25 protein-coding genes are annotated in these 22,987 nt (G+C 31.2%); 23 read left to right on the forward strand and 2 right to left on the reverse strand.

What is annotated here, in order from left to right; genetic code table 11:
* Positions 1-3 precede the first annotated feature (3 nt).
* The 18 genes from ABNT61_RS09780 to ABNT61_RS09865 all read left to right on the forward strand — a co-directional run bounded on the left by ABNT61_RS09780 (position 4) and on the right by ABNT61_RS09865 (position 14,815).
* Positions 4-4,332, forward strand: a complete 4,329-nt coding sequence (locus tag ABNT61_RS09780; RefSeq protein WP_348743065.1) for a hypothetical protein — start codon at positions 4-6, stop codon at positions 4,330-4,332.
* A 12-nt stretch (positions 4,333-4,344) separates the two neighbouring features.
* Positions 4,345-5,379 (forward strand): hypothetical protein, encoded by a 1,035-nt coding sequence (locus ABNT61_RS09785; protein ID WP_348743066.1) that lies wholly within the window; start codon positions 4,345-4,347, stop codon positions 5,377-5,379.
* A 14-nt stretch (positions 5,380-5,393) separates the two neighbouring features.
* Entirely contained in the window at positions 5,394-5,756 is a 363-nt protein-coding gene (locus ABNT61_RS09790) for a hypothetical protein (protein ID WP_348743067.1), read from the forward strand.
* Positions 5,757-5,957: 201 nt separating this feature from the next.
* The gene (locus ABNT61_RS09795) at positions 5,958-7,562 is read left to right on the forward strand and encodes a vitamin K epoxide reductase family protein (RefSeq protein WP_348743068.1); all 1,605 of its coding nucleotides are present in this window, start codon (positions 5,958-5,960) and stop codon (positions 7,560-7,562) included.
* A gap of 123 nt (positions 7,563-7,685) precedes the next feature.
* The gene (locus ABNT61_RS09800) at positions 7,686-7,838 is read left to right on the forward strand and encodes a hypothetical protein (protein ID WP_348743069.1); all 153 of its coding nucleotides are present in this window, start codon (positions 7,686-7,688) and stop codon (positions 7,836-7,838) included.
* An 83-nt stretch (positions 7,839-7,921) separates the two neighbouring features.
* Positions 7,922-10,108, forward strand: coding sequence for a peptidase domain-containing ABC transporter (locus ABNT61_RS09805; RefSeq protein WP_348743070.1), 2,187 nt, complete (start codon positions 7,922-7,924; stop codon positions 10,106-10,108).
* Positions 10,109-10,189: 81 nt separating this feature from the next.
* Complete coding sequence (locus ABNT61_RS09810) at positions 10,190-10,402, forward strand: hypothetical protein (RefSeq protein ID WP_348743071.1); 213 nt, start codon at positions 10,190-10,192, stop codon at positions 10,400-10,402.
* Between the two features lie 11 nt (positions 10,403-10,413).
* Positions 10,414-10,569: a hypothetical protein gene (locus ABNT61_RS09815; RefSeq protein WP_348742210.1), complete on the forward strand. Its 156-nt coding sequence runs from the start codon at positions 10,414-10,416 to the stop codon at positions 10,567-10,569.
* Positions 10,570-10,579: 10 nt separating this feature from the next.
* On the forward strand, positions 10,580-10,801 hold the full coding sequence (locus ABNT61_RS09820) for a hypothetical protein (RefSeq protein WP_348743072.1): 222 nt from the start codon (positions 10,580-10,582) through the stop codon (positions 10,799-10,801).
* Positions 10,802-10,862: 61 nt separating this feature from the next.
* Complete coding sequence (locus ABNT61_RS09825; RefSeq protein ID WP_348712893.1) at positions 10,863-11,087, forward strand: hypothetical protein; 225 nt, start codon at positions 10,863-10,865, stop codon at positions 11,085-11,087.
* Between the two features lie 277 nt (positions 11,088-11,364).
* Entirely contained in the window at positions 11,365-11,565 is a 201-nt protein-coding gene (locus ABNT61_RS09830) for a hypothetical protein (protein ID WP_348743073.1), read from the forward strand.
* A gap of 2 nt (positions 11,566-11,567) precedes the next feature.
* Positions 11,568-11,795, forward strand: a complete 228-nt coding sequence (locus ABNT61_RS09835) for a hypothetical protein (RefSeq protein WP_348743074.1) — start codon at positions 11,568-11,570, stop codon at positions 11,793-11,795.
* 234 nt (positions 11,796-12,029) lie between these two features.
* On the forward strand, positions 12,030-13,319 hold the full coding sequence (locus ABNT61_RS09840) for an HlyD family secretion protein (protein WP_348743075.1): 1,290 nt from the start codon (positions 12,030-12,032) through the stop codon (positions 13,317-13,319).
* A gap of 79 nt (positions 13,320-13,398) precedes the next feature.
* A complete protein-coding gene (locus ABNT61_RS09845) occupies positions 13,399-13,644 on the forward strand; it encodes a hypothetical protein (RefSeq protein WP_348743076.1) in 246 nt (81 codons plus the stop codon).
* 221 nt (positions 13,645-13,865) lie between these two features.
* Entirely contained in the window at positions 13,866-14,057 is a 192-nt protein-coding gene (locus tag ABNT61_RS09850) for a hypothetical protein (protein ID WP_348743077.1), read from the forward strand.
* A 21-nt stretch (positions 14,058-14,078) separates the two neighbouring features.
* Complete coding sequence (locus tag ABNT61_RS09855) at positions 14,079-14,267, forward strand: hypothetical protein (protein ID WP_348712899.1); 189 nt, start codon at positions 14,079-14,081, stop codon at positions 14,265-14,267.
* A 93-nt stretch (positions 14,268-14,360) separates the two neighbouring features.
* A complete protein-coding gene (locus ABNT61_RS09860; RefSeq protein ID WP_348743078.1) occupies positions 14,361-14,537 on the forward strand; it encodes a hypothetical protein in 177 nt (58 codons plus the stop codon).
* Positions 14,538-14,623: 86 nt separating this feature from the next.
* Positions 14,624-14,815: a hypothetical protein gene (locus tag ABNT61_RS09865; RefSeq protein WP_348712900.1), complete on the forward strand. Its 192-nt coding sequence runs from the start codon at positions 14,624-14,626 to the stop codon at positions 14,813-14,815.
* 68 nt (positions 14,816-14,883) lie between these two features.
* On the opposite strand, the gene ABNT61_RS09870 is transcribed toward ABNT61_RS09865, so the two are convergent.
* Positions 14,884-18,726, reverse strand: coding sequence for a M48 family metallopeptidase (locus tag ABNT61_RS09870; protein WP_348743079.1), 3,843 nt, complete (start codon positions 18,724-18,726; stop codon positions 14,884-14,886).
* 110 nt (positions 18,727-18,836) lie between these two features.
* Positions 18,837-19,427: a riboflavin synthase gene (locus tag ABNT61_RS09875; RefSeq protein WP_348743080.1), complete on the reverse strand. Its 591-nt coding sequence runs from the start codon at positions 19,425-19,427 to the stop codon at positions 18,837-18,839.
* Between the two features lie 56 nt (positions 19,428-19,483).
* On the opposite strand from ABNT61_RS09875, the gene pdxA reads away from it, so the two are divergent.
* From pdxA to accB, 5 genes are all read left to right on the forward strand, one after another.
* Complete coding sequence (gene pdxA, locus ABNT61_RS09880) at positions 19,484-20,518, forward strand: 4-hydroxythreonine-4-phosphate dehydrogenase PdxA (RefSeq protein WP_348742202.1); 1,035 nt, start codon at positions 19,484-19,486, stop codon at positions 20,516-20,518.
* A 63-nt stretch (positions 20,519-20,581) separates the two neighbouring features.
* Positions 20,582-21,124 (forward strand): DUF177 domain-containing protein, encoded by a 543-nt coding sequence (locus tag ABNT61_RS09885; protein WP_348712903.1) that lies wholly within the window; start codon positions 20,582-20,584, stop codon positions 21,122-21,124.
* A gap of 1 nt (position 21,125) precedes the next feature.
* Positions 21,126-21,320, forward strand: a complete 195-nt coding sequence (gene rpmF / locus ABNT61_RS09890) for a 50S ribosomal protein L32 (RefSeq protein ID WP_132794379.1) — start codon at positions 21,126-21,128, stop codon at positions 21,318-21,320.
* Between the two features lie 130 nt (positions 21,321-21,450).
* Positions 21,451-22,446 (forward strand): beta-ketoacyl-ACP synthase III, encoded by a 996-nt coding sequence (locus tag ABNT61_RS09895; protein WP_348712904.1) that lies wholly within the window; start codon positions 21,451-21,453, stop codon positions 22,444-22,446.
* 23 nt (positions 22,447-22,469) lie between these two features.
* The gene (gene accB / locus ABNT61_RS09900) at positions 22,470-22,961 is read left to right on the forward strand and encodes an acetyl-CoA carboxylase biotin carboxyl carrier protein (protein WP_348712905.1); all 492 of its coding nucleotides are present in this window, start codon (positions 22,470-22,472) and stop codon (positions 22,959-22,961) included.
* The last annotated feature ends 26 nt before the right edge of the window (positions 22,962-22,987 follow it).

Genomic DNA, 22,987 nt, shown 5'->3' on the forward strand with positions numbered 1-22,987 from the left:
ACTTTGAGTAGTAAGGAAAAAAGAATATTTATACCAAACACAGAGAAAAATTCTTTAATGCGATTGCAAGAAGAATTCGTTTCAATCTGTAACGAACATTATCAACAACATAAAAAACGAGGTTTATCTGAAACAATAGACCCTATAGATATTGTTATTGATATAGCTACTTCAGATCTTGATGAGCAGAACTTTTCTAATACCTTATTACAAACAGTAAATGCAACTCAATCTAAAATTATAAATAAAATAAGGAGTGAGTCACAAATTGAAAAACTATCAAATTCAATCGCTTTTACAACAACCTCAAGGCAATCTAAACCAATTATTACTGCTGCATTCATTATTGAAATAATTGCCAAGAAATTTTTAAATGAAAAAGGGTTAAAAGATTATGAAAAAATGCAATGGGTCAATCTAATTGCCTTTTTCAAAAATATTAACACCCAAAATGAAGCCGAAGAAATTCAACTATTTCTAAAGCGGTATAACGGAAATTTAATCACTAAAATCTATCTTAATAATGATGACATTTCGTTGTCAAGATTGGAATCTTTATATGGTAGGCTGACTACATATATTAATTATTTAGTAAATAATAATATCGCTCAACACTTAACAAATTCTTCAACTAATAAAATAAAAATTGAGAATTTAGATTATGTAATTATAGCAATTAATGATCTATATCTTAGAAATCCAACATATTCTAAACATACTAAAAGCTATTGGGAAGCAGTAATAAAACTACTAAGTCAAAAAAAAGAAATAGGTCCAAAACATTTAACGCTAAACGATATTGCTAGTCTACCTCAATTTCATGAAATTCAAAACTATATTGCAGAGAACAAAGAATATTTAGAATCCAAGTTTAATGAACAGTACCGACTATTAATAAGTGCTCTTTCAGAATCCTATAACTATTCCAAAGAACGCTTTGAAGAAGACATTTCTACACCTCAATTAATATCAGCTATTACAGAGAAGTTTCTTACCAATGATAATTTATATAGTAATGAGGTTAACTATTGGCTTACTATTATTGAAGACCTTATCACGTCAAGAACTGATGTAGGATCTATTTTGATAGACCCCAACAATCATTCTTTAAAATTATTTTTATACGAAGATTTCTTACTACGACTTCAAAAAACTACTCAACCCATTAACCTTGAAGAATATAAAGAAACACTTAAAATAGAATTAAATAGACTAATTGAGGATTTATCTTTTACATCATCAAAAATAGGAACAGCTGTTATTATGTCTTTATACAGAGTTGTTTACTATTCTCTTCGTGCACTGAATGAATACGATAGTGTATTTGAAACTTTAAAAAAGCACAATTCGTTATTCCTTGTTTTGGATTTATTATTGGATATTAAACAATTCTCAAACCATAATCTTTATCCTAAAATAGCTCCTATATATGAGGAGTTTTTAAGCTCTAAAGCCTCTGTTTATTTAGATAATAAAATCCTTTTTAAGCTTAAGAACACTCTGGATGAAGTAGTAGTTACTGCTACTAAAAAAGACACTAGCAATAAATTAAACATTTCTTTTGAAGTAGAGTCCCAATATGATTATGGATATCTCATTGTTAAACCAGAGCACATTCTTAAATTCATCAGCAAATTTATTGGACAAGAAATTGCCTTTAGAAACGCCGTTATATCATCGGATGATGATACTTTCGAAAAGGAGGGAAAAAAACTAAAAATCGGCAAGTATGAATATGAAGTTTATAGATATAACAAGAATGCTTTCGATAGGGTTGCAAATTTAAAACCTGAAAGCTTTAATTTCAGATTCTCCTCTGGCTCTTTCCATTTTAAATACCATATAGAGATATTTGATTTAAATGGTGAATTATTATTTTCATTTAACACAATTGATTATAATGCTTTTGAACACCTTACTCGAACATTCAAATTTACCCCCGATGAAAATACTATTGCCGAGCTAATTGAGACGTTTGAAAAAGATTTTAAAAACGCTGGAAGCGATAAAGATAAAATAGATAAACTTTATGCTAGCTTACCTCACGCTTTTTACAACAGAAGCGAAAACAATATCAATAGAAAAGAAAAAGATCAAGAATTAAAAAATCATCTTATTGTAATTCTTAGTGGAGAAGTTGATGAAACATTCGGTACAAATGAAGAATTAGCTGTGGTAAACATTGTTAAAGCAATGTCTCCTGAATATGCATATAATCTATTTCAAAAGAACACAAATTTATTATATAAAATCTTCAGAAAACTTCATCAATACTGGGTTACAACCGGAACAGCCTATGAAGCTTTTGGCGATTATATGATTGAACTAATTCTCAAATTCGGGCAACAAAAGGGTTATACTGCTGTTTGGTTTAGCAATGAAAATTGGGCATTCAACCGAATAGAATTAGATGTTTCTGACTGGGGTGAACATACAAGCAAAATAAATTTAAAAAACTACTACCAAAAAGCTTGGATTCCACTATTCAATCCGAATGGTTCAAATGAATTCATAAGTGATATAGAACAGGATTATCACCCACTAGATTTAGTTGAAATGCAAACCATGGTGAATGGAAAACCTGAAAGCATTGTCAAAATCCCAATGTTTATGCTATATCATAAAGCAGAATCTAAAGCCAATTGGGATACATTTAACGTTGTTACTGATATTATAAGTGTTTTAAGCGTTTATGGTGCAGGTAGAGTATTAATATCTAAAACATTATCTCTAGGAGCCAAAGCATTAGCAGGTGCGGTAATTGCTAAAGAAATCAGTAGTAAAGCTATACAACATGAAGGGTTAACAAGCTGGTTACAAAGAGAACATAAAACGTTATACACAACATGGACCACAGTTGACACCATTGGTGATTTTGCAATGCTATTTACCTCATTAGCAAAAGCTGATGACATTATAAATAATTCTAAAAATCTTTTCAACAATTTAGTGGCAGCTGAAATAGCTGTACCAGAAGAATATTTAAGATGGCTAGAAAAAGCGAAAAGAGCCCTTGGTGAGCTATTCCCTAGAAGAACTCCTGAATACGGTCTTATTTACGCTATGGAGGGGATCTCATCTCAAAACTCGTTTAAAGCAACTACTTATGCTTTAAATTTTACAGAAACATCAGATGATGCAAGAAAAACGTTACAAAATGTTTTAAGAGGAAAAACAGACAAAACAGTTGATTCGTTTAAAAAAGAGCTAGGAGGACTAATGAATACTGCATCAGGCAAGTTTTTAGAAGACTTAACCAACCTAGCAGTTTCTCTTAAAGGTTTTGCGGGGGATAACCAAAAGTTATTTGACTATATCTTAGAATTTGAACGTATAAAATTAACTAAAGGACAAAGTGCTTTAACAGGAGAACAGATTAAACGATTACAAGAGTTAAATAAATACTCTAATATCAAACCTGCATTAAGGAATAAAATTCTTAAGTACATTTTTGACTCGCCAACAGGTAAGCTAAAAATCAATCAAGTTATTTCTAGATTTAACAAAAACCAGATTTATGATTCTAAAATCAATAGTTGGCGTTTACCAAATACAAAAGAGAAAATAAATCAAATTAAAAAATGGTTAGAAAAGAAAGAGTTAAAACCCAAAGAGGCTGAAGATGCAATTTGGTTTTTAAACAATGTTCCTAATTCAAATAAAACTATTGATGAAATAAAAGATCTCGTTCAAAACAGCAAAAAAGTTCTAAAAAAAGAAACGGGGCATTTTATTCCAAAAGACAAAAGTATAGATATTTATTACCAAACCCAATCAAAAAACAATCTGAAACCTGATAAAGAATTAAAAGATCATTTGATGAAAGATCTCAAGAAAAGAGAGAAAGCAAGAAAAGAAAGAGATTTATTCCCTAAAAAATCAAAAGAATATATAGCTCAAAACCACCTCGTTATTCAATTTACTGAAATACTTGGAGAAAAATCTGCCATTAAAATTATTGAAAAATATTTTCCTGGCTATAAACCAGTAGCTAATATAGCACCACATGGTGGTAAACGAGATCAGTTTGACTTAGTATTTAAAAAAGGTAATAATTACATAATTGTTGAGGCAAAAGGTGGTACTTCCACATATAACAGCCGAATTATTAAATTCCAAGAAGACTTAATTGGTTTAAGGGTACAACAAGGAACAAGACAATACTTAGTCGAACTAAATGAGGTACTTTTAAGATATAGCATAACCAAAGCACTAGCCGAAGACATTATTAAAGCTTTAGACAAAAAACAAGTAAGATACTTTGGTATTAAACAAAAATTAAACAAAGACAAATTGGGTAATATTGAAATAAAAGAGTTTAAAATTTACTAATTTTACACGGGTATGATGGAATTAAACTATAAAGAAAGACATAGAATAAACAAGGAGATAATAAAAATATCATTAGAAGAGTTTGTTAATTGCAATTTTGAATATTATAAAAACGAACTAACACAAAATATTGGTGATATATATAAAAAATCAGGGGGCACAAGTCCTGGTATCGAATTCCAATATGCTCTACAGAGATCATTGGCAGCAATAATAGAAAGGAAAAATAAACAAGAAATTTTAGAGTATTTACATTATGCAAAAGATTTAGGAAGTCTTACTTTATTGACTGGTAAATTCGATTCAGATGAAGATGGTTTACGGGCTAAGTTTCGTGATGGAGAATTTGAAATGGAAGGCTTAAAAGATTCAGGATTTGTAACCAATTGCGATGTACGAACTTGGCAAAAAACCTTATACCTAGCGGTAATCCTTAAAGACTTTGATTTGATTTATTGGTTATGTGAATGCATTTCAAATGAAGAATTAATGTTTTTTGATCCAAATAACTCCTTTTATAAGTCAGACTACATTGTAAAAGACTTCTTAAGTGAGTGGTATAAAACTATTAGGAACGAATCTAAATTTGAGCTTGATAAAAGAATAACAAACGCATTAAAATCTTCAATTTCAAAAATTGATACAATAGGAGAATCCGGGAATATTGCTCTTGAAAATAACACCATAGAAGCCTATGACGAATTATTCATTGACAAATCAAACTACGCAAGGCTTATAAAATACAATGAAATTCGTTTATACATTCACATTACAATATCTCAAGAGCATGACACTCAATTTCAAGACAACTTAAAAGATTCGTTGATTATGTTCAAGGACTATTATAATGGCCATGAATATAATAAAAGTATTGATTTAATTTCTGACAGTTGGTTTGCTCTACCTTATATTGCCGCTTGTTGCACTGCGGTTAGAGAAAGAGAATTTAGCGATAAAAACAACCCTTTAATTATTGAAACCACTTCAGACTACCTACCACATTGGTTAATTTATGGTGATTTTGAAGACAATAATAATTGGAAATAAATTGCTTCCAAATCATGAACACTCAAATCCAAATAAACGCCAATGATCCGAAAATAAGGATTACACGAGCCATTGCAAATATTAAAAACAAATATATTATTGGCAACTCAAACACCCAGGAAATAAAGCAATGGCAAGAAGTAATACATAAATTATCATCGCTATTAGATAAAGAAGAAAAACACCCTTCAAAAGACCCAACAATTAGTTTTGGAAATTTTGAAGATCCAGTAATCGACGATCCAGTAGAAATTGATTTCAGCGAAATAAAGTCTAAATACTTTATAGATTTAAACGTGTATCCTAATTTTAATATCTATTTCAAACCTACAAAGCCAAAGAATAAACATTTTTCAGTATCAATTACATCAATTTAAGTAATACCAATAATATTTATTTTTAATATTTATAGCTGACTTCTCCTGTTAGTTAATACATCCTTACATATTATGTTAAAAAATGAAATAAATACAACTGATTATAGTTTTTAATATGTAAATTATAAAGTTTTACTTTAAAAGTATAACCAAAAAAGTTATATTTGGAGTAATCGAAATCAACCAAATAATTGTCCTCCGATGAAAAATCCACTATTTATGATAGTGCAGAGGCTGCTATCTAAGAATAAAATTGCACATGATAAGAAAGAACTTGCCTTTCAAATAAAAAGTCACCCTTCTTATCCAAGTTTACACGCTATTACAGGTGTATTAGATCATTTTAATATAGAAAATGTTGCAGCTGAAGTACCAACTGACAGTCAAACACTACAACAACTACCCGACAGTTTTATTGCTCAAATAAATACTGATGAAGGAAGTGATCTTGTAACCGTTTCCAAAGTTAAAAACAAATCAGAATATTCTATTTTTTCGAGTTCTAGTAAAGATTCTAGACTTACCGAATCTGAATTTATTCAAAAGTTCACTGGAATTATTGTTGCTGTAGAAAAATCTGAAAATGAAAACGCAGGAAAAGAAGCTAATCCTTTAGTTAATTATGCTCTTTTAATTGCATTACTTGGTATTACTGGGTTCTTAGTATATGATAAAATCGGAGCAATTAATATTGCTCATTTATTATTATCTGTATTTGGAATCGTTGCCAGTTATAGTATTCTGAATCAAGAATTAGGAGAAAGCACCATAATTGGTGAAGCTTTTTGTTCTGGAAATAATGAGAAAAAAGATTGTGATGCTGTATTAAGTTCAAAAGGAGCAGAAATAATAAAAAATCACAAACTAAGTGATTTAAGCATCATCTACTTTGTTGGCTTAACCATTGCCTCATTGAGTTTAAGCAATTTCAACCCTGTTTTTATTATTAGTGCATTAGCGCTACCTATTACTCTTTATTCTATTTATTACCAATACAGCGTTGTAAAATCTTGGTGTACTTTATGTCTATCAATTGTTGCTATTCTTTGGTTGCAAGCAGGATTAATTGCACTTAAAACTACAGATATAACCTCTTTATTCAATCTTGAAGTATCAGATATTCTTGTTACCGCATTAAGTTTCATTGGAACTTACACTGCTTGGAGATATCTAAAACCTCTAGTGAAAAACGTTATTGAATTAAGAAAAGAAAAAATTGAAGCAGTAAAGTTTAAAAGAAACTTTAACCTATTTAACAACTTGCTACAAAAATCTCCAAAACTGAACACAGCTTTAAATAAACCTGGAGAAATAGTTTTAGGAAATAAAAATTCATCATTAGAAATTACAGTTATCACTAACCCGTTTTGCGGACATTGTAGACCAGTACATAAACTAATCGATCAAATACTTGAACGTTATGGTAATATCGTAAAAGTTGTCATCCGATTTAATGTTCCGGTTGAAAATCCAGATGTAAATGGAGTTGTAGTTGCCAATAGATTAATTGAGTTATACAACGAAAAAGGTGAAAAAGAATGTATGCAAGCAATGAGCGAAATCTATGGTGATGTAGATTATGAAACTTGGATAAGTACCTGGAAACCGAGTACTAATTTTGATAATTATCAGGAAATATTAAAAAGTGAAAAAGACTGGTGTACCACAAATGCTATTAATTTCACTCCTGAAATTCTAATTAACGGAAAATCTTTCCCAAAAGAGTATAGCAGAACAGATTTAAGCTTTTTCATTGAAGACTTAGAAGAAAACTATAGTAACATTCCCCAACATTCTGAACTATAAAAAAGATAAGCAAAGTCGAATTAACGACTTTGCTCTTTTGAACAATATTCTCTCGCGAAGAATAGACACACTCGGTGAGTGTTTTAAAATGTTCGCCGCAAATGTAGTTTTAAAATTTTAATTATGAAAACAACAATCCAAAACCTAGGAAAGCCATTACACAAAGAAGAGTTGAAATCAATTAAAGGTTCAGATTTATTTTTATCTGAATACTGCACTGAAGATTGCTTTAAAACAGGGGGATCTTGTGTTGATGGTGTCTGTATTAACTTTTAAATAACATGGCAACATTTTAAAAAACAATAAGTTTTAACTGGGAAATTTTAATTTTCCAGTTAATTTAATCAATCATAAATTCTTTGAGAAAATTTCCACATTACAAACAAACAGAAGCCAAAGATTGTGGCCCTACTTGTATAAAAATAATTGCAAAACATTATGGAAAAACCATAAACACTCAGCAATTAAGAAATTTAAGTGAAACCACAAGAGAAGGAAGTAGTTTATTAGGTTTAAGTGAAGCTGTTGAATCTATTGGATTTAAATCACTAGGAATAAAACTAGCCTTTGAAAAATTTATCGAGGCTCCTCTTCCATGTATTGTGCACTGGAACAAAAATCATTACGTAGTAGTTTATAAAATCAAAAAAGATACTGTTTATGTATCTGATCCAGCACATGGATTGATAACATTTACTAAAAAGGAATTCATTAAACATTGGATTGGAAATAATGCAGATGAATCAACTGAAGAAGGAATTGCATTATTAATTGAACCAACTCCAAAGTTCTACTCTGAAGAATTTGAAGAAGATGAAAAGTTTGGTTTCTCATTCATATTTAAATACGTCTTCAAATACAAGAAGTTTATTGTTCAGTTAATTATTGGGCTTCTGGCTGGAAGTGTTTTACAACTGATATTACCATTTTTAACACAAAGTGTTGTTGATGTAGGTATTGAAAATCAAGACTTAAATTTTGTTTACCTAATACTATTTGCCCAACTTTTTTTATTCTTTGGTAAAGCATCTCTTGAAATTATTCGTAGTTGGATATTGCTTCATTTGAGTACACGGATCAACATTTCCCTTATCTCTGATTTCTTTATCAAATTAATGAAACTACCTATCTCCTACTTTGATGTGAGAATGACTGGAGATTTATTACAAAGAATTAATGATCATAAACGAATTGAAAGAATACTTACTACTTCTTCCCTAACGGTTTTGTTTTCATTCGTTAACCTTATTATTTTCAGTCTTGTATTAAGCTTTTATAGTTTTCAAATATTTGGTGTTTTTGTACTTGGTAGTGTTTTATACTTTTCTTGGGTACTATTTTTCTTTAAAAAGAGAAAGGAACTTGATTATAAACGATTCTCTGAAGTAAGTCAGGAACAAAGTAAAGTTATTGAGCTTATCAATGGAATGCAAGAAATTAAATTGCATAATGCAGAACGAAGAATGCGTTGGAACTGGGAATATGTTCAAGCACGTTTATTTAAGGTAGCAACAAAAAGTTTGGCTTTAGAACAAACACAAAGTGTAGGTTCAAATCTTATTAATGAGCTAAAGAACATGTTCATTACTATTTTGTCCGCTAAACTTGTAATTGATGGAGATATTACTTTAGGTATGATGATGGCTATAAGTTATATCGTTGGTCAGTTAAACGGACCTATCACTCAGTTAATCAACTTCATGAGAGATTTACAGGACGCACAAATCTCCTTGGATCGATTAGGTGAAATTCACAACATGGAAGATGAAGAAAGTCCTAATGATGAAAAAGTAACCAATATTCCTACCGACAATTCAATTGAATTAAACAACATCTCATTTAGATATACTGGTGGATTAGAACCTGTAATTAAAGATTTAACATTAGAGATCCCTGCTAATAAAACAACAGCAATTGTTGGTGTTAGTGGTAGTGGAAAAACAACTTTAATGAAACTTTTACTTGGTTTTTACCAAGTGGATGAAGGAGAAATAAAAGTAGGAAACTTTAACTTTAAAAGTTTATCTCAAAAAGAGTGGAGAAGAAACTGTGGTGTGGTTATGCAAGAAGGATATATTTTCAATGATACTATTGCTAAAAACATTGCTGTTGGCGAAGACTTTGTAGATAAAAAGAAATTGGCACACGCCATTGATGTAGCAAATATTTCAGACTATATAGATGCCCTTCCACTCGGATTCAATACTAAAATTGGTAGTGAAGGAAGCGGATTAAGTACAGGACAAAAACAAAGAATGCTTATTGCGCGTTCTGTTTATAAAAATCCTAAGTTTTTATTCTTTGATGAAGCTACTTCTGCTTTAGATGCAAACAATGAGAAAGTGATTATGGAAAAACTAAACACTTTCTTTTCTGATAAGACAGCTGTAGTTATTGCCCATCGTTTAAGCACGGTAAAAAACGCACATCAAATTGTTGTTTTAGACAAAGGTAAAATTGTGGAAAAAGGAAATCATCAAGAATTAATCAAATTAAAAGGAAACTATTATAACCTAGTTAAAAATCAATTAGAACTAGGTAGTTAAAAATATTCTTTCGCGAGGACAGACACATACCTTGAGTGTCTTTAAATGTTCAGGGATTTAATCATTTAAATCTTTAAGATTATGAAAAAATCGATTTTAAACCTTGGAAAAGCTTTGAACAAAGCTGATCAAAAGGAAATTAGTGGAGGTATGTTAAGACCTATCAAATTTAGATGTATCGTTAATTACGGAGATCCAAGATGTTGTACCCCTTCTGAATGTGGAGAAACTGGAGGAATTTGGCGTCCAGGTTCAGTAGGATATGGAACTTCAGCTAATTGTGCTTGTTTCTAAACCTAATCGTTTTGAAAAAGTCAATTTTAAATTTTGGGAAAGCTTTAAGTAAAGCAGATCAAAATAAGATTAACGGAGGAACCAGGGAATGTAGAGTACTTCCATGGTGTTCTGGATTAGATAACTACATTATCATACAATGTAGATGTTACCAACAACCTTTTTAATTTAAAAATTATGAAAAAATCAATCTTAAATCTAGGTAATGCTTTAAACAAAGCAGAACAAAAAAACATTCAAGGGGGTCAAGTATTTAACGGGCCTTGTTTTGAATGGTGCGCTGATCCGTACATTCAAGAATTATACTGGAAACCTTTATTCTGTAGCTGTAACACCAGTGGCGGAGGTGGAGGAAATCCTCCAGGAGGTGGCAATGATGGACCAACAGATTGGGTTTAATATCAAATTTTAAATTAAAATTTAAGGAAAGTAAATGCTTTCCATAAAACATCAAATAAATATGAAAAAATCAATTTTAAATATCGGTAAAGCTTTAAATAAAGCCGACCAAAGAAATATAAAAGGAGGACAAGTTTTTAGAGGACCTTGCTTCGAATGGTGTGCTGATCCATACCTACAACAAATGTATTGGAAACCTTTATACTGCAGCTGTAATAGCGGTGGATCTGGTGGTGGAAATAATAATCCTCCTGGTGGTGGAGGCGGACCAGTTGATCCAGTTTAGAAGTTAAAGTTTAATTCAGAAAGTAATAAACTTTCTTTAACACATTATTACAAATGAAAAAATCAATTTTAAGCTTAGGAACGATTCTAAACAAAGCAGAACAAAAAGAAATTAAAGGAAGCTTTGATATAGCTCCTTGGACACCTCATGATAATTGTTTTCAAATAACTAATTCGCGTACATGTGGAAAAACAAGAGGTTGTAACTGGTATAATTCTTGTTATTGTGGACCTCTTTCGCCCCACATTGCACCTTGTTAGATATTAAAGTTAAAAAAATGAAACAATTAATATTAAACATTGGAAAAAGTTTAACGAAGGAACAACAACAATCATTGAAGGGTGGTTTTATTCCCACTCTTTATCAATTTTGTTGTACTCGAACTCAAGGATTTTGGATTAGTCAATACCCTTTTCTAGGAAGTGATCCTTATTACACTTGTACAAGTGATGTATGTAATAACAGAAACGAATTTTAATTATGAAACAATCAATTTTAAAAATAGGAACTGTTTTAAACAAAACAGAACAAAAGTTAATTAGTGGTGGATTAAGGAGTGTTGGAATTTCGGACGGAGACTGTAATCAAGCGGTTCAATCTCAAATTCATTGTTCTCCAACTAGTGATTCATGTGAGCTAGATGCCGTATGTAACTACAGCACAGGAAGATGTGAATGTGATGACCCAACATTTGGTGGATTAGGATAATCCTTCAATTTAATGAATACTAATTTTAGAATTTGAAATGAATATAACACGAATCAATAACTATCATATCTCAAATTGTAGTTGTACAAAAACTACTAATCGATTATTGGTAACAACTACCAAAGACTTGATAGATAATTGTTTTACAAGATTTTCAAAAACTAATATTAAATTTTTATATAACTTTTCAAGAGAGAGATAATTATATCTCTCTCTTTTATACTTTTTAGCATAATGCCGCAAGATATTCAAGACATAGAAATTAGGAGTGAAGAGGTACAAGAAATACTAACTAAAGTACCTAATTGGATGATTCGATATGGAAATACATTAATTTTTGTATTGATTCTCATGCTGTTATTTATTTCATGGTTTATTAAATATCCAGATGTAATTACCACTCAAGTTATGGTAACTACTTCTACTCCACCCGAAAAACTATATGCTAAATCAACGGGGCAATTTGAAGTGTTTTTAACTACTGAAGGCGCAGATGTAAAGGCAAACGACGTATTAGCTGTAATTGAAAACACCGCCTCTTATAAAGATGTTTTATTACTTAAAAGTATTGTAGACACAATACAGAATTATGAAAAAGACTTTTCATTTCCAATTGATGATTTACCTCCATTAATTTTAGGAGATATCATATCTAGTTTTTCACAATTTGAAAATGATTATTCAGAATATATTTTAAACAAAAAACTTACTCCATTTAAATCTGAATCATTTGCAAATAAAATGTCAGTAATTGAAGTTAAACGAAGATTACAAATTGCACTATCACAAAGAAGTTTAAGCGAAAAAGAATTAGAAATTAAAAAATCAGACCTTGAGAGGAGTAGAAAAATGTTTGAACAAGGTGTTATTTCTGCTAAAGAAAAAGAACAACGAGAGGTTGCCTTTTTACAATCAGAAAGAAACAACCAAAATAATGAAACAACAATTTCTCAATTGAGAGAATTGATCAATAACTCCAACAAAAACTTAGAAGGAACATCTATCAAAAAAACTCAAAATGATATTCGTTTAAGAAAAAAAGCTCTTCAATCTTTCTTTTACTTAAAAAAGGCAATTAAAGATTGGGAAAAGCTTTACGCTTTAACTTCTTCTATGGACGGAAAAGTATCTTTCCTATCGTTTTGGAATAAGAACCAGAATGTAAATACTGGTGATTTAATATTCACAATTATACCAGAAGCTAATGAAAACTTCATTGGAAAAATAAAGGCTCCTGTAGCCAATTCTGGTAAGATTAAAACTGGTCAAAAAGTTCAAATAAAATTACTCAACTATCCTGCTGAAGAATTTGGTAAGTTAAATGGAACTGTTAAATACATTTCTCCTATTGCTGACCAAGAAGGAAATTACCTAGTAGATGTTGCTTTACAAAAGGAACTTAAAACAACCTACGACAAAAATATTGAGTTCAAACAAGAAATGACAGGAACAGCTGATATTGTAACAGAAGATTTAAGATTAATAGAACGCTTCTTTTATCAGCTTAAAAATGTTCTAAAATAAATATATCGCGAAGAATAGACAGATACCTTGGATGTCTTTAAATGATCAAGGGTTTAATTAATTTTAAATCAATTCTCCCATGAAAAAATCAATCTTAAACCTAGGGAAAGTTCTGAGTAAAACAGAACAACAAAAAGTAAATGGTGAATTCGGCGGATGCGACATCGCTCCTCCAGGATGCCCATGTAAAGTTCCACCAAATCATCCATGTTTAAGTGGCGGTAATGGTGGCGGTAGCTCTACTGGATTATGTTTTGGTCCTTTTGGAACGTATTCTGTTTCTTGCAACAGTACATGTGACGATGGCACCCAACCAATCTGCTAATCCTGTAAACATCAAAACTTATTAGAAAATTTTAAATGTGAGTTAATCTGCATATAAGATTAATATCATAATGGTTTGTATTGTATCACCTTTTCACTGAATTGGTTGAAGCAGTGCGTTGGGCATTTATGCTCTTTATGAAGAATTATCGCGAAGAATAGACATACACCTTGAGTGTCTTTAAATGATCAAGGATTTAATCAATTTAAATCTTTTCAACTATGAAAAAATCAATCTTAAACTTTGGAAAAGCTTTAGAAAAAGCAGAACAAAAACAAATTAACGGAGGTATAACAGTTGCTTATTGTAACGAAGGAGGGAGAGCATTAGTTGCTTGTATTGGCGGACAACTTCTAGGTTATTGTAGAGGACCGCAGGGTCTTTACACTTTGTTTTTAGGACCATGTTTATAAATCTAACTTAAATTTTTTAGAATGAAAAAGTCAATATCAAAATTAGGTAAAGTATTAAAGAAGTCTGAACAAAGAAACATTAACGGGAGTTTTTTCGATGATGAATATGGTGTTTGTAAAGAAAGGTTTAGCTTTTCCTGTGGAGTACCAAACCATGTTTGCTGTAACTACATGTGTGTTTTAATAACACATCCAGCTTGTGGTTTTTAATATTAAAACTAAAAAATATATCGCGAAGAATAGACACAAACCTTGGGTGTCTTTAAGTAATCAAGGGTTTAATCAATTTAAATCTTTTCAATTATGAAAAAATCAATTTTAAACTTAGGTAAAAACCTAAATAAACAAGAACAAAAACAAATCAATGGAGGTTGGCATCGCTGCTATAATTCTGGTCAATGTTCGGGAAGATACGACTGCTGTAGTGCAGGTTTTTGTATCGACACAAGCAATGCTATTTTAGCTCCATATTGTACTTAAAATTAAAAGTATATCGCGAAGAATAGACATACACCTTGAGTGTCTTTAAATGATCAAGGATTTAATCAATTTAAATCTTTTCAATTATGAAAAAATCAATTTTAAACTTAGGAAAATCTCTTAATAAAGTTGAACAAAAACAAATCAATGGAGGATTCAACTGTCCAACTTATCCAGCAGAAAGATGTCTTGCCTGTGGTGGAGGTCCGCTTCCTAATGGATGTTGTTTAGGATCTATGGAAACCCATTATTGTTTACGAGGTTTAGAACCTAGATAAAGAGAAATTATCTTATAAAAAAATAGCCGTCCAATTTGGACGGCTATTCTATTTTTTTATCCACCCTGTTATAAGTTTAAATATGGCTTTTCAGTTACAAAAAGTCCACCTCTAATATTATTCTCCCAATTCGTTGGAATTTTTCCATCTAAAATGATATTTGATAATACATACACATGAGCTTTCCATTTTGTAGTTAACTCAGAAATCTGTTTTTCTACATTTGAGAATTGTCTCCTTTTAATTAGAGATACTAGCTTATCAACATAAGCCTTATCCATTTTTAAAGGCTCTAATAAAGGAATCATATTGCTATAATCTTTCCCTTTTTTCACATATAACCCAAGCATTGGCCAAACCGTATTAAAGTTCAAAGATTCTTCCTCTAGGTTGTTCATAATTCTATCACTAAACTCTTTGGTAATTCCTTTAGAAGCAGCAACCATTGCTCCAACATAATCTACATTACTTTCGTATTTTTTAGCTAAGTTATACGCCTCTTCTAACTTTCCTTGCCCCAATAAGTAATAGATATAATCTGGGTTATCACTTCCACCATCAATATCTCCGCTTTCAATCTTCCTATACAATTCGACATCTGAGTTATCAACTATTGATCTTAATTTGGTTCCTGGTTCTAAATTTAAAACTCTCTTAATACGCTCTGCATCTAAAGCTATAATATTACGTATTGTCGGATTTCTTCTAGCTGCAATTTTATAGGCCGCATACGCATCTTTTAATTTATTCTCTTTGGAATAGATATAACCAGAGGCATAGGCTAACCAATTATGATCTTTCCATTTTTTAAATCCTTCCAAAAATTTCTGATCTTGTTCTTCACCGTCCTCCATACATCGAATAGACAAATAATAAAAGTCAGGATTATTTGGTTCGTTTTGAGCTAATTTTGAGTGATTATTACAAATCTCATTCTTTGTTGACTCATCTGAAATATCCTGAAGCACTCTCATACTGATAAATTCATTTGGTCTATCTTTTAATCTTGCTTTTAAAACATCTACTCCATTTTCCATTCCTTGCAAAGCATATAACCAATTTACAATTTGTTCACTATCACCATCATCCCATTTCACGTGATTCTTTACTATTTCTGCAACATTTTTATCCTCCGTTAAAATTGAAATAAGACTTTGTGGATCTTCCTTACTATATGCTTTAACAACATCTCTTCTTTCTATAGTTGTTGATGATGACATTGAAATTTCTTCCGGTGGCTCAACAAAAAGATAGTCCGCTTTTACAGGGAAGACCTTATCCTTTTCTAGTATTTCACTTTCATTATTATTATTGTTTCGTCCTGCAGCAAATGTGCTATAAAAAATAGGATACTTTACCATTACCGCAGCGTTTGCAATATTATAAACATGCGCAGAATGTTCATTTACAGTAAAATTCAAACTGTCAATTAATTCTCCTTCTTTATTTCTTGACTTAATCACATATTCTTGTCCATAACTCAGTTGAATTTCTTCGTTATAGTTAGGATCAAGTTCAAACTCTTCTTCACCAACAGTGACATTTACTACAGTTTGTAACCCATTATAAATGTGAAAAGGTAACTTTTGAGATCTATTACCAAAGAAAATTGCTGCAAACACAATTCCTCCAGAAATTCCAAACTTTGCAATCGAAGGAATAATTCCATCTCCAGTTACAAAACGATCCCAAACACCTAATTTAGTTTGTAGTTTTCTTTCTTTACCAGGAGTAAGCACGTCATAACTATCAGGAAACCCTTTTATTACGGAAGTAGTTCCTTCTGACAATTTATTTTGATATGCTTCCTTAATATACTTCTCTGTTTCCAATAACAGTTCTAAAGATTCATTTCTTAATTTGGTTAAATTCTCTAAAGCTAACGAAGCCCAACTTCCAACTACGTTTACCCAATCGTTAATGTTCTCTTTGTAAGGTGGCGGTAATTTAAATTCCTCGTATAACGAACTATAACTTTCAATATTCATATTTTTCAACAGCGTATTATCGAGAGATAATTCTTCCGAGTGTTTATAAACTCGACGAAGAACGGCATGATAAGTAGTTCCTATTGATAATATATCTGCTAATTCTTCAGATGAAACATTTCCATCTGCTAATGCAATACTCATTACATTATTATACTTTCTAGAAACATCTTTCAAATTAGCTAAAGCATGCTCACTGTAGTGCACGAGTTTAACTAACCTTTCATGATAATTTGCCCAACTTTTATCAACGGACTGTGCCATTCTTTGAAATACTGAACGACATAACTTATCATGATCTTTTAATTTTTCTCTTACTGAAGAAATCTCACCTTTTAAATCATTTAAAATTTGAGGAATCTCCTTTCTCTTAATCTGATTTCCGCGATGCCAAATTCTTCTTTTCTCTAAGGTTAAAGATTCATCTTTACTCACTTCTAATGCTACTTCCTCTTCCTGAAGCTCTTGAAGTTCTTGGATATTTTGACTAATACTTTTTGGATATAAACTATTCAGTACTTCGGAAATATCACGTTCTTTAATATCGCTTGATAATAAATCTTCATGAGAATCGAAATTCTGGAAAGCATATCTATTTAAAAAGTTGGAATTATACCTTGGTTCTAGGAATGTCCAATCAAAACACGTTTTGTTCTGATACTTTAAAGCTTCTTCTTCACTCTCTTCCGTAGTTTCAACTTTCGCTGTACTGATAACTCTTTTCGTTAATTCTTCTCTAAATCCTTTAGGATCTGAAAATAGTTCCCAAGACGATCTGTTATCAATTTCTTCTAAGATATAGTTCTTCTTCGCATTATTCTCTCGATCAATATCTGCTGGGTGCGTTGCCCACATTTTTGGTGGGTTATACTTTTTATTAGCAAAAATTCTATTAGTTTCTGGAGATTCTGACGGAATTACAGGTGACTTCCCATAGTTCTCATCATTTAAAATAACAGCCATTTTTTCAATATAGTTACTTTGTAAGGTATACATATCTTTTACAGCTTTTTTCTCACCTAGTAATGCATTCACACAATCTAATGCATTATCATGAGCTTCGTCTGCAACTTGTAATTTATATAATGCATGAATTAATGCATCACTTCCTGTTAAAGACACTGCAACTAAATCTGCTTGAAATTCCATTTCACGAGACAATGCTCTTTCCGCAGCAACAACAACAGTAAAACAGATTTCTATAAAAGATCTTACTGACCAAACTAAAATTGAAAGAATCCATCCGATCCAAGCAATACGAATATCAAATCCAGATAATCCAGCTAAAAACGAATCGAATGCATCTCGTTTACCCACAATTCTTGCCGCTATTTGCTGTACAACATAAACATATCTTCCTAAAAGCATAGATCGTTGGGCAAAATGACCAAACTCATGTGCTAAAACTGCTTTTAATTCTCCAAGGCTTAAAACGTTTACAACTCCCAACCCTATTTCCAGGTTTTTCTTCGACGGAAAAATTAAATTAATTAATGAAATGTCATAAGAAACACTAGCATTTACTCTGTCGGTTAGGAAAACTTTATTTGGTCTAGGTGCTCCAGCTTCATCTGCTAATTGATGTAAATAATCAAATAATACCGGTTCCTCTTTTTCTGTAAGATATTTATGAATTGGGTTTTCTTGTTTCTTTGTTAAGAAAAATAGAGACTTTGCCATAAATAAGGATAAGAATCCAAATCCAAAGGCAAGTAGATAATTAAAAAAATGACCATCAAAATTATAAGCATCAAGAGCTAAATCGTAAGCTAATCTTCCAAACCAAAATGTTAATAGAAGATATAAACCAATAAAGGAAAGCAAACCAAAGATTGAAAGCCAAACATGTTTTTTGAAAGATTGTGTAGGTTTTGTGTAGTCAGTCGGAACCTCAGCCGAGATTCTTTTATATAAGCTTTTCATAGTTAATTATTTAGTTAGCGTAAATATAAAATAATTATCTATTCCTGCTTATTCAATTTACTATCAAAAAAAAGAGCCTCAAAAAATGAGGCTCTTTTTTTTATTATTATTTATTTGTGTAATCCTTGTAAACGTGCAACATACTTTCCAATGACGTCAAATTCAAGATTCACTTTTGTTCCAACTTCAAAATTCTTGAAAACTGTATGCTCTAATGTATAAGGAATAATTGCAACACTAAACTCGCTCTCTTTTGAATTTACAACGGTTAAACTAACACCATTTACAGTAATAGAACCTTTTTCAATGGTAACATTATTATTCTTAGAATTATATTCAAAAGTAAAAACGGTACTTCCTTCTTCATCCTTGATTCCTTTACAAACTCCTGTCTCATCAACATGCCCCTGTACAATATGTCCGTCTAAACGATCTCCAAGCTTCATTGCTCTTTCTATATTCACTTGAGTACCTACAGAAAGATCTCCGATATTTGTTTTATCAATGGTTTCTTTGATAGCTGTAACTACATATTCATCTCCATTAATTTCAATTACAGTTAAACATACACCATTATGAGCAACACTCTGATCTATTTTTAACTCATTTGTAATATTACTTTTTATCGTAAAATGGATGTTTTCTAAATCTTTTTCTATGTTAGAAACTACTCCAAGAGTTTCAATAATACCTGTAAACATTAATATAAATTTAGTTACTTTTGTTTGCATCAAAAATACGACATCAAAAGTCTAATATGGAAAAATCAGATAAAATTATTGTTGGAATTTCATTAGGTGATGCTAATGGAATAGGTATAGAAATTATTTTAAAAACATTTCAAGATAAAAGAATGTTTGATTTTTGTACGCCTGTTTTATTTGGTTCCAATAAAGTAGTTTCATTCCACAAAAAAGCATTAAACCTAAACAATAGTGTTCATGGTATTCAATCTTTAGATAAAGTTGTACACGGAAAGCTAAATCTTATAAGTATTGGTAAAGATGAATTTAAAATTGATTTAGGTAAAGCAACAGCTGAAGGTGGAAAGTTCGCTTTAAAATCTTTATCATCTGCTTTAGAAGCGCTAAAGAAGAATGAAATTGATGTTTTACTTACTGCTCCTATCAACAAAGACAATATTCAATCAAAAGAATTTCATTTTCCTGGACATACAGAATATCTTGAAGAAAACCTTGATGGAAAGAGCTTAATGATTTTAATGACTGATGAGTTAAGAATAGGTTTAATCACAGGACACATTCCTGTTGCTAATATTTCTGCAAGTATTACTCCAGAGTTAATTACTGAAAAAGTGAATATTATGGAGCAATCTTTAAAACAAGACTTTAATATTAGTAAACCTAAAATCGCAGTTCTAGGATTAAATCCACATTGTGGTGATAAAGGGGTTATAGGTAAAGAAGATGATGAAATTATAAGACCAACTGTTCAAAAAATAAAAGAAACTGGGAAGTTAGTTTTTGGTCCATATGCAGCTGATGGATTCTTTGGTTCAAAAACCTATAAGCAGTTTGATGGTGTTTTAGCAATGTATCACGATCAAGGATTGGCACCTTTTAAAGCATTGTCTTTTGGAAATGGTGTAAATTTCACTGCTGGATTAAATAAAATTAGAACCTCTCCTGATCATGGAACTGGTTTTGATATTGCAGGAAAAAACAAGGCAAATACGACATCTTTTGAAGAAGCATTGTTCTCTTCTTTAAAGATTTTTAGAAATAGAAAAGAATACATTGAGTTAGAGTCGAATAGATTACAATCAAAATAGTATTTATTTATTCCGTATTACAAAACATTTTATTATATTTGCGCGCTCAATTTGATATTGTAAATGAAAGGATTAAAAGAATATAACATTTCTTTTGTAGGTTTAAAAGAAGGAAGCCATGAATTTCAGTATGAGATTGACAACAGGTTCTTTGAAGAATTTCAGTATACCGAATTTAATGAAGTTAACATTAGTGCGAAGATTGATTTCATTAAAAAAAGTACACTTTTAGAGTTATTTTTCACCATTAATGGTACGATTAACGTTCCTTGTGATATGACAAGTGAATTATTTGATCAAGAAATTTCAGGTGATTTTTCTCTAGTAGTAAAATTTGGTCCAGAATTCAACGATGATAATGACGAGATATTAATTCTTCCTCATGAGGAATATCAAATTAATGTTGCTCAATACATTTATGAATTAGTAGTTCTTTCTGCTCCGTCCAAAAGAACACATCCGGATGTACTTAACGGCACAATGAAATCTGAAGCTTTAGAGAAACTAAAAGAATTAGAAATAAATAAAGAAAAAACAGTTGAAGAAGAATCAACTGACCCTAGATGGGATAAATTAAAAGATTTACTAACAGGAAAAAACGAGTAAAATGGCACATCCTAAGAGAAAAATATCAAAAACTAGAAGAGATAAAAGAAGAACTCACTATAAAGCTACTATGCCTCAGATAGCTGTTGATCCTACTACTGGTGAAGCTCATTTATACCATAGAGCACACTGGCACGAAGGTAAATTATATTACCGTGGTCAAGTAGTTATTGATACTACTGAAGCAGAAGCTTAAGATATTAACCCTTTTTATACTGGGTATGAATAATTTAACGTCAAAAACGAATGTTTTTGGCGTTTTTTTAGTTACAAAGTGAAAAAAAAATCACTACTTTTGGAAACTGAATTTACTATCCGTAATAGATATGAATAAAACAACTGCAGCAATTACAGCAGTAGGAAAGTACGTCCCTGATTATGTTCTAACGAATAAAGAGTTAGAAACAATGGTAGATACCAATGATGAATGGATCACCACTCGAACTGGTATTAAAGAAAGAAGAATTTTAAAAGAAGAAGGGAAGGGTACTTCGTTCTTAGCCATTAAGGCTGCTGAAGATCTTATTGAAAGAAACAATATTGATCCTAAGGAAATTGACTTGGTTATTGTTGCTACTGCAACACCAGATATGTTAGTTGCTTCTACCGCAGTTTACACTGCTACAAAAATTGGAGCTGTGAATGCATTCGCATTTGATTTACAAGCAGCTTGTTCAAGTTTTTTATATGGTATGTCTGTAGCCTCTAGCTATATTGAATCTGGAAGATATAAGAAAGTACTATTAATTGGTGCAGATAAAATGTCATCAATTATAGATTACACCGATAGAGCTACTTGTATAATTTTTGGAGATGGAGCTGGTGCTACATTATTTGAGCCTAACACTGATGGTTATGGATTCCAAGATGAATACTTACGTAGTGATGGTGTTGGTAGAGATTTCTTAAAAATCGAAGCGGGAGGATCTATTTTACCTCCATCTGCTGATACAATCAAAAGCAGACAGCATTTTGTGCATCAAGAAGGAAGAACAGTATTTAAGTTTGCTGTTTCTAACATGGCAGATGTGTCTGAAAAAATCTTAGAAAGAAATAATCTAACCAAAGAAACTGTAAATTGGTTAGTTCCACATCAAGCAAATAAAAGAATTATTGAAGCTACAGCTAATCGTATTGGTTTAGATGATAGTAAGGTGATGATGAATATCAGTAAATATGGTAATACAACATCAGCAACTTTACCTCTTTTATTAGCAGACTATGAAAAAGAACTGAAAAAAGGAGATAATTTAATTTTTGCGGCCTTTGGAGGTGGATTCACTTGGGGATCTATCTACTTAAAATGGGCATATAATAAATAGACAATCAACTAAAATTATAAACAATGGACATTAAAGAAATCCAAAATCTTATTAAGTTCGTAGCTAAGTCTGGTGCCAGTGAGGTGAAGTTAGAGATGGATGATGTAAAGATTACGATTAAAACTGGATCTGACGCTCCAGAAACAAAAATCATTCAAGCTGCAATGCCAGCTGCTCCACAAATGATGGCTGCTCCAGTTGCTGCTGCTCCACAACCAGTTGCAAGTGAACCTGCAGCTCCTGCGGCTCCAAAAGCTACTGAAGACGAATCAAAATATTTAACTATCAAGTCTCCAATTATCGGAACATTATACCGTAAACCTTCTCCAGACAAACCTGTATTTGTAGAAGTTGGTTCTGAAATTAAAGCAGGAGATACAGTTTGTATTATTGAAGCAATGAAACTATTTAACGAAATTGAATCTGAGGTTTCTGGAAAGATCGTTAAAGTTTTAGTAGATGATTCATCACCTGTTGAATTTGATCAACCTTTATTCTTAGTTGATCCATCTTAATTTAAGTCTTATAACTCAATCGATTG

Origin of the sequence: Tenacibaculum sp. 190524A05c (assembly GCF_964036595.1) — a bacterium.
GTDB classification, from domain to species: domain Bacteria; phylum Bacteroidota; class Bacteroidia; order Flavobacteriales; family Flavobacteriaceae; genus Polaribacter; species Polaribacter platacis.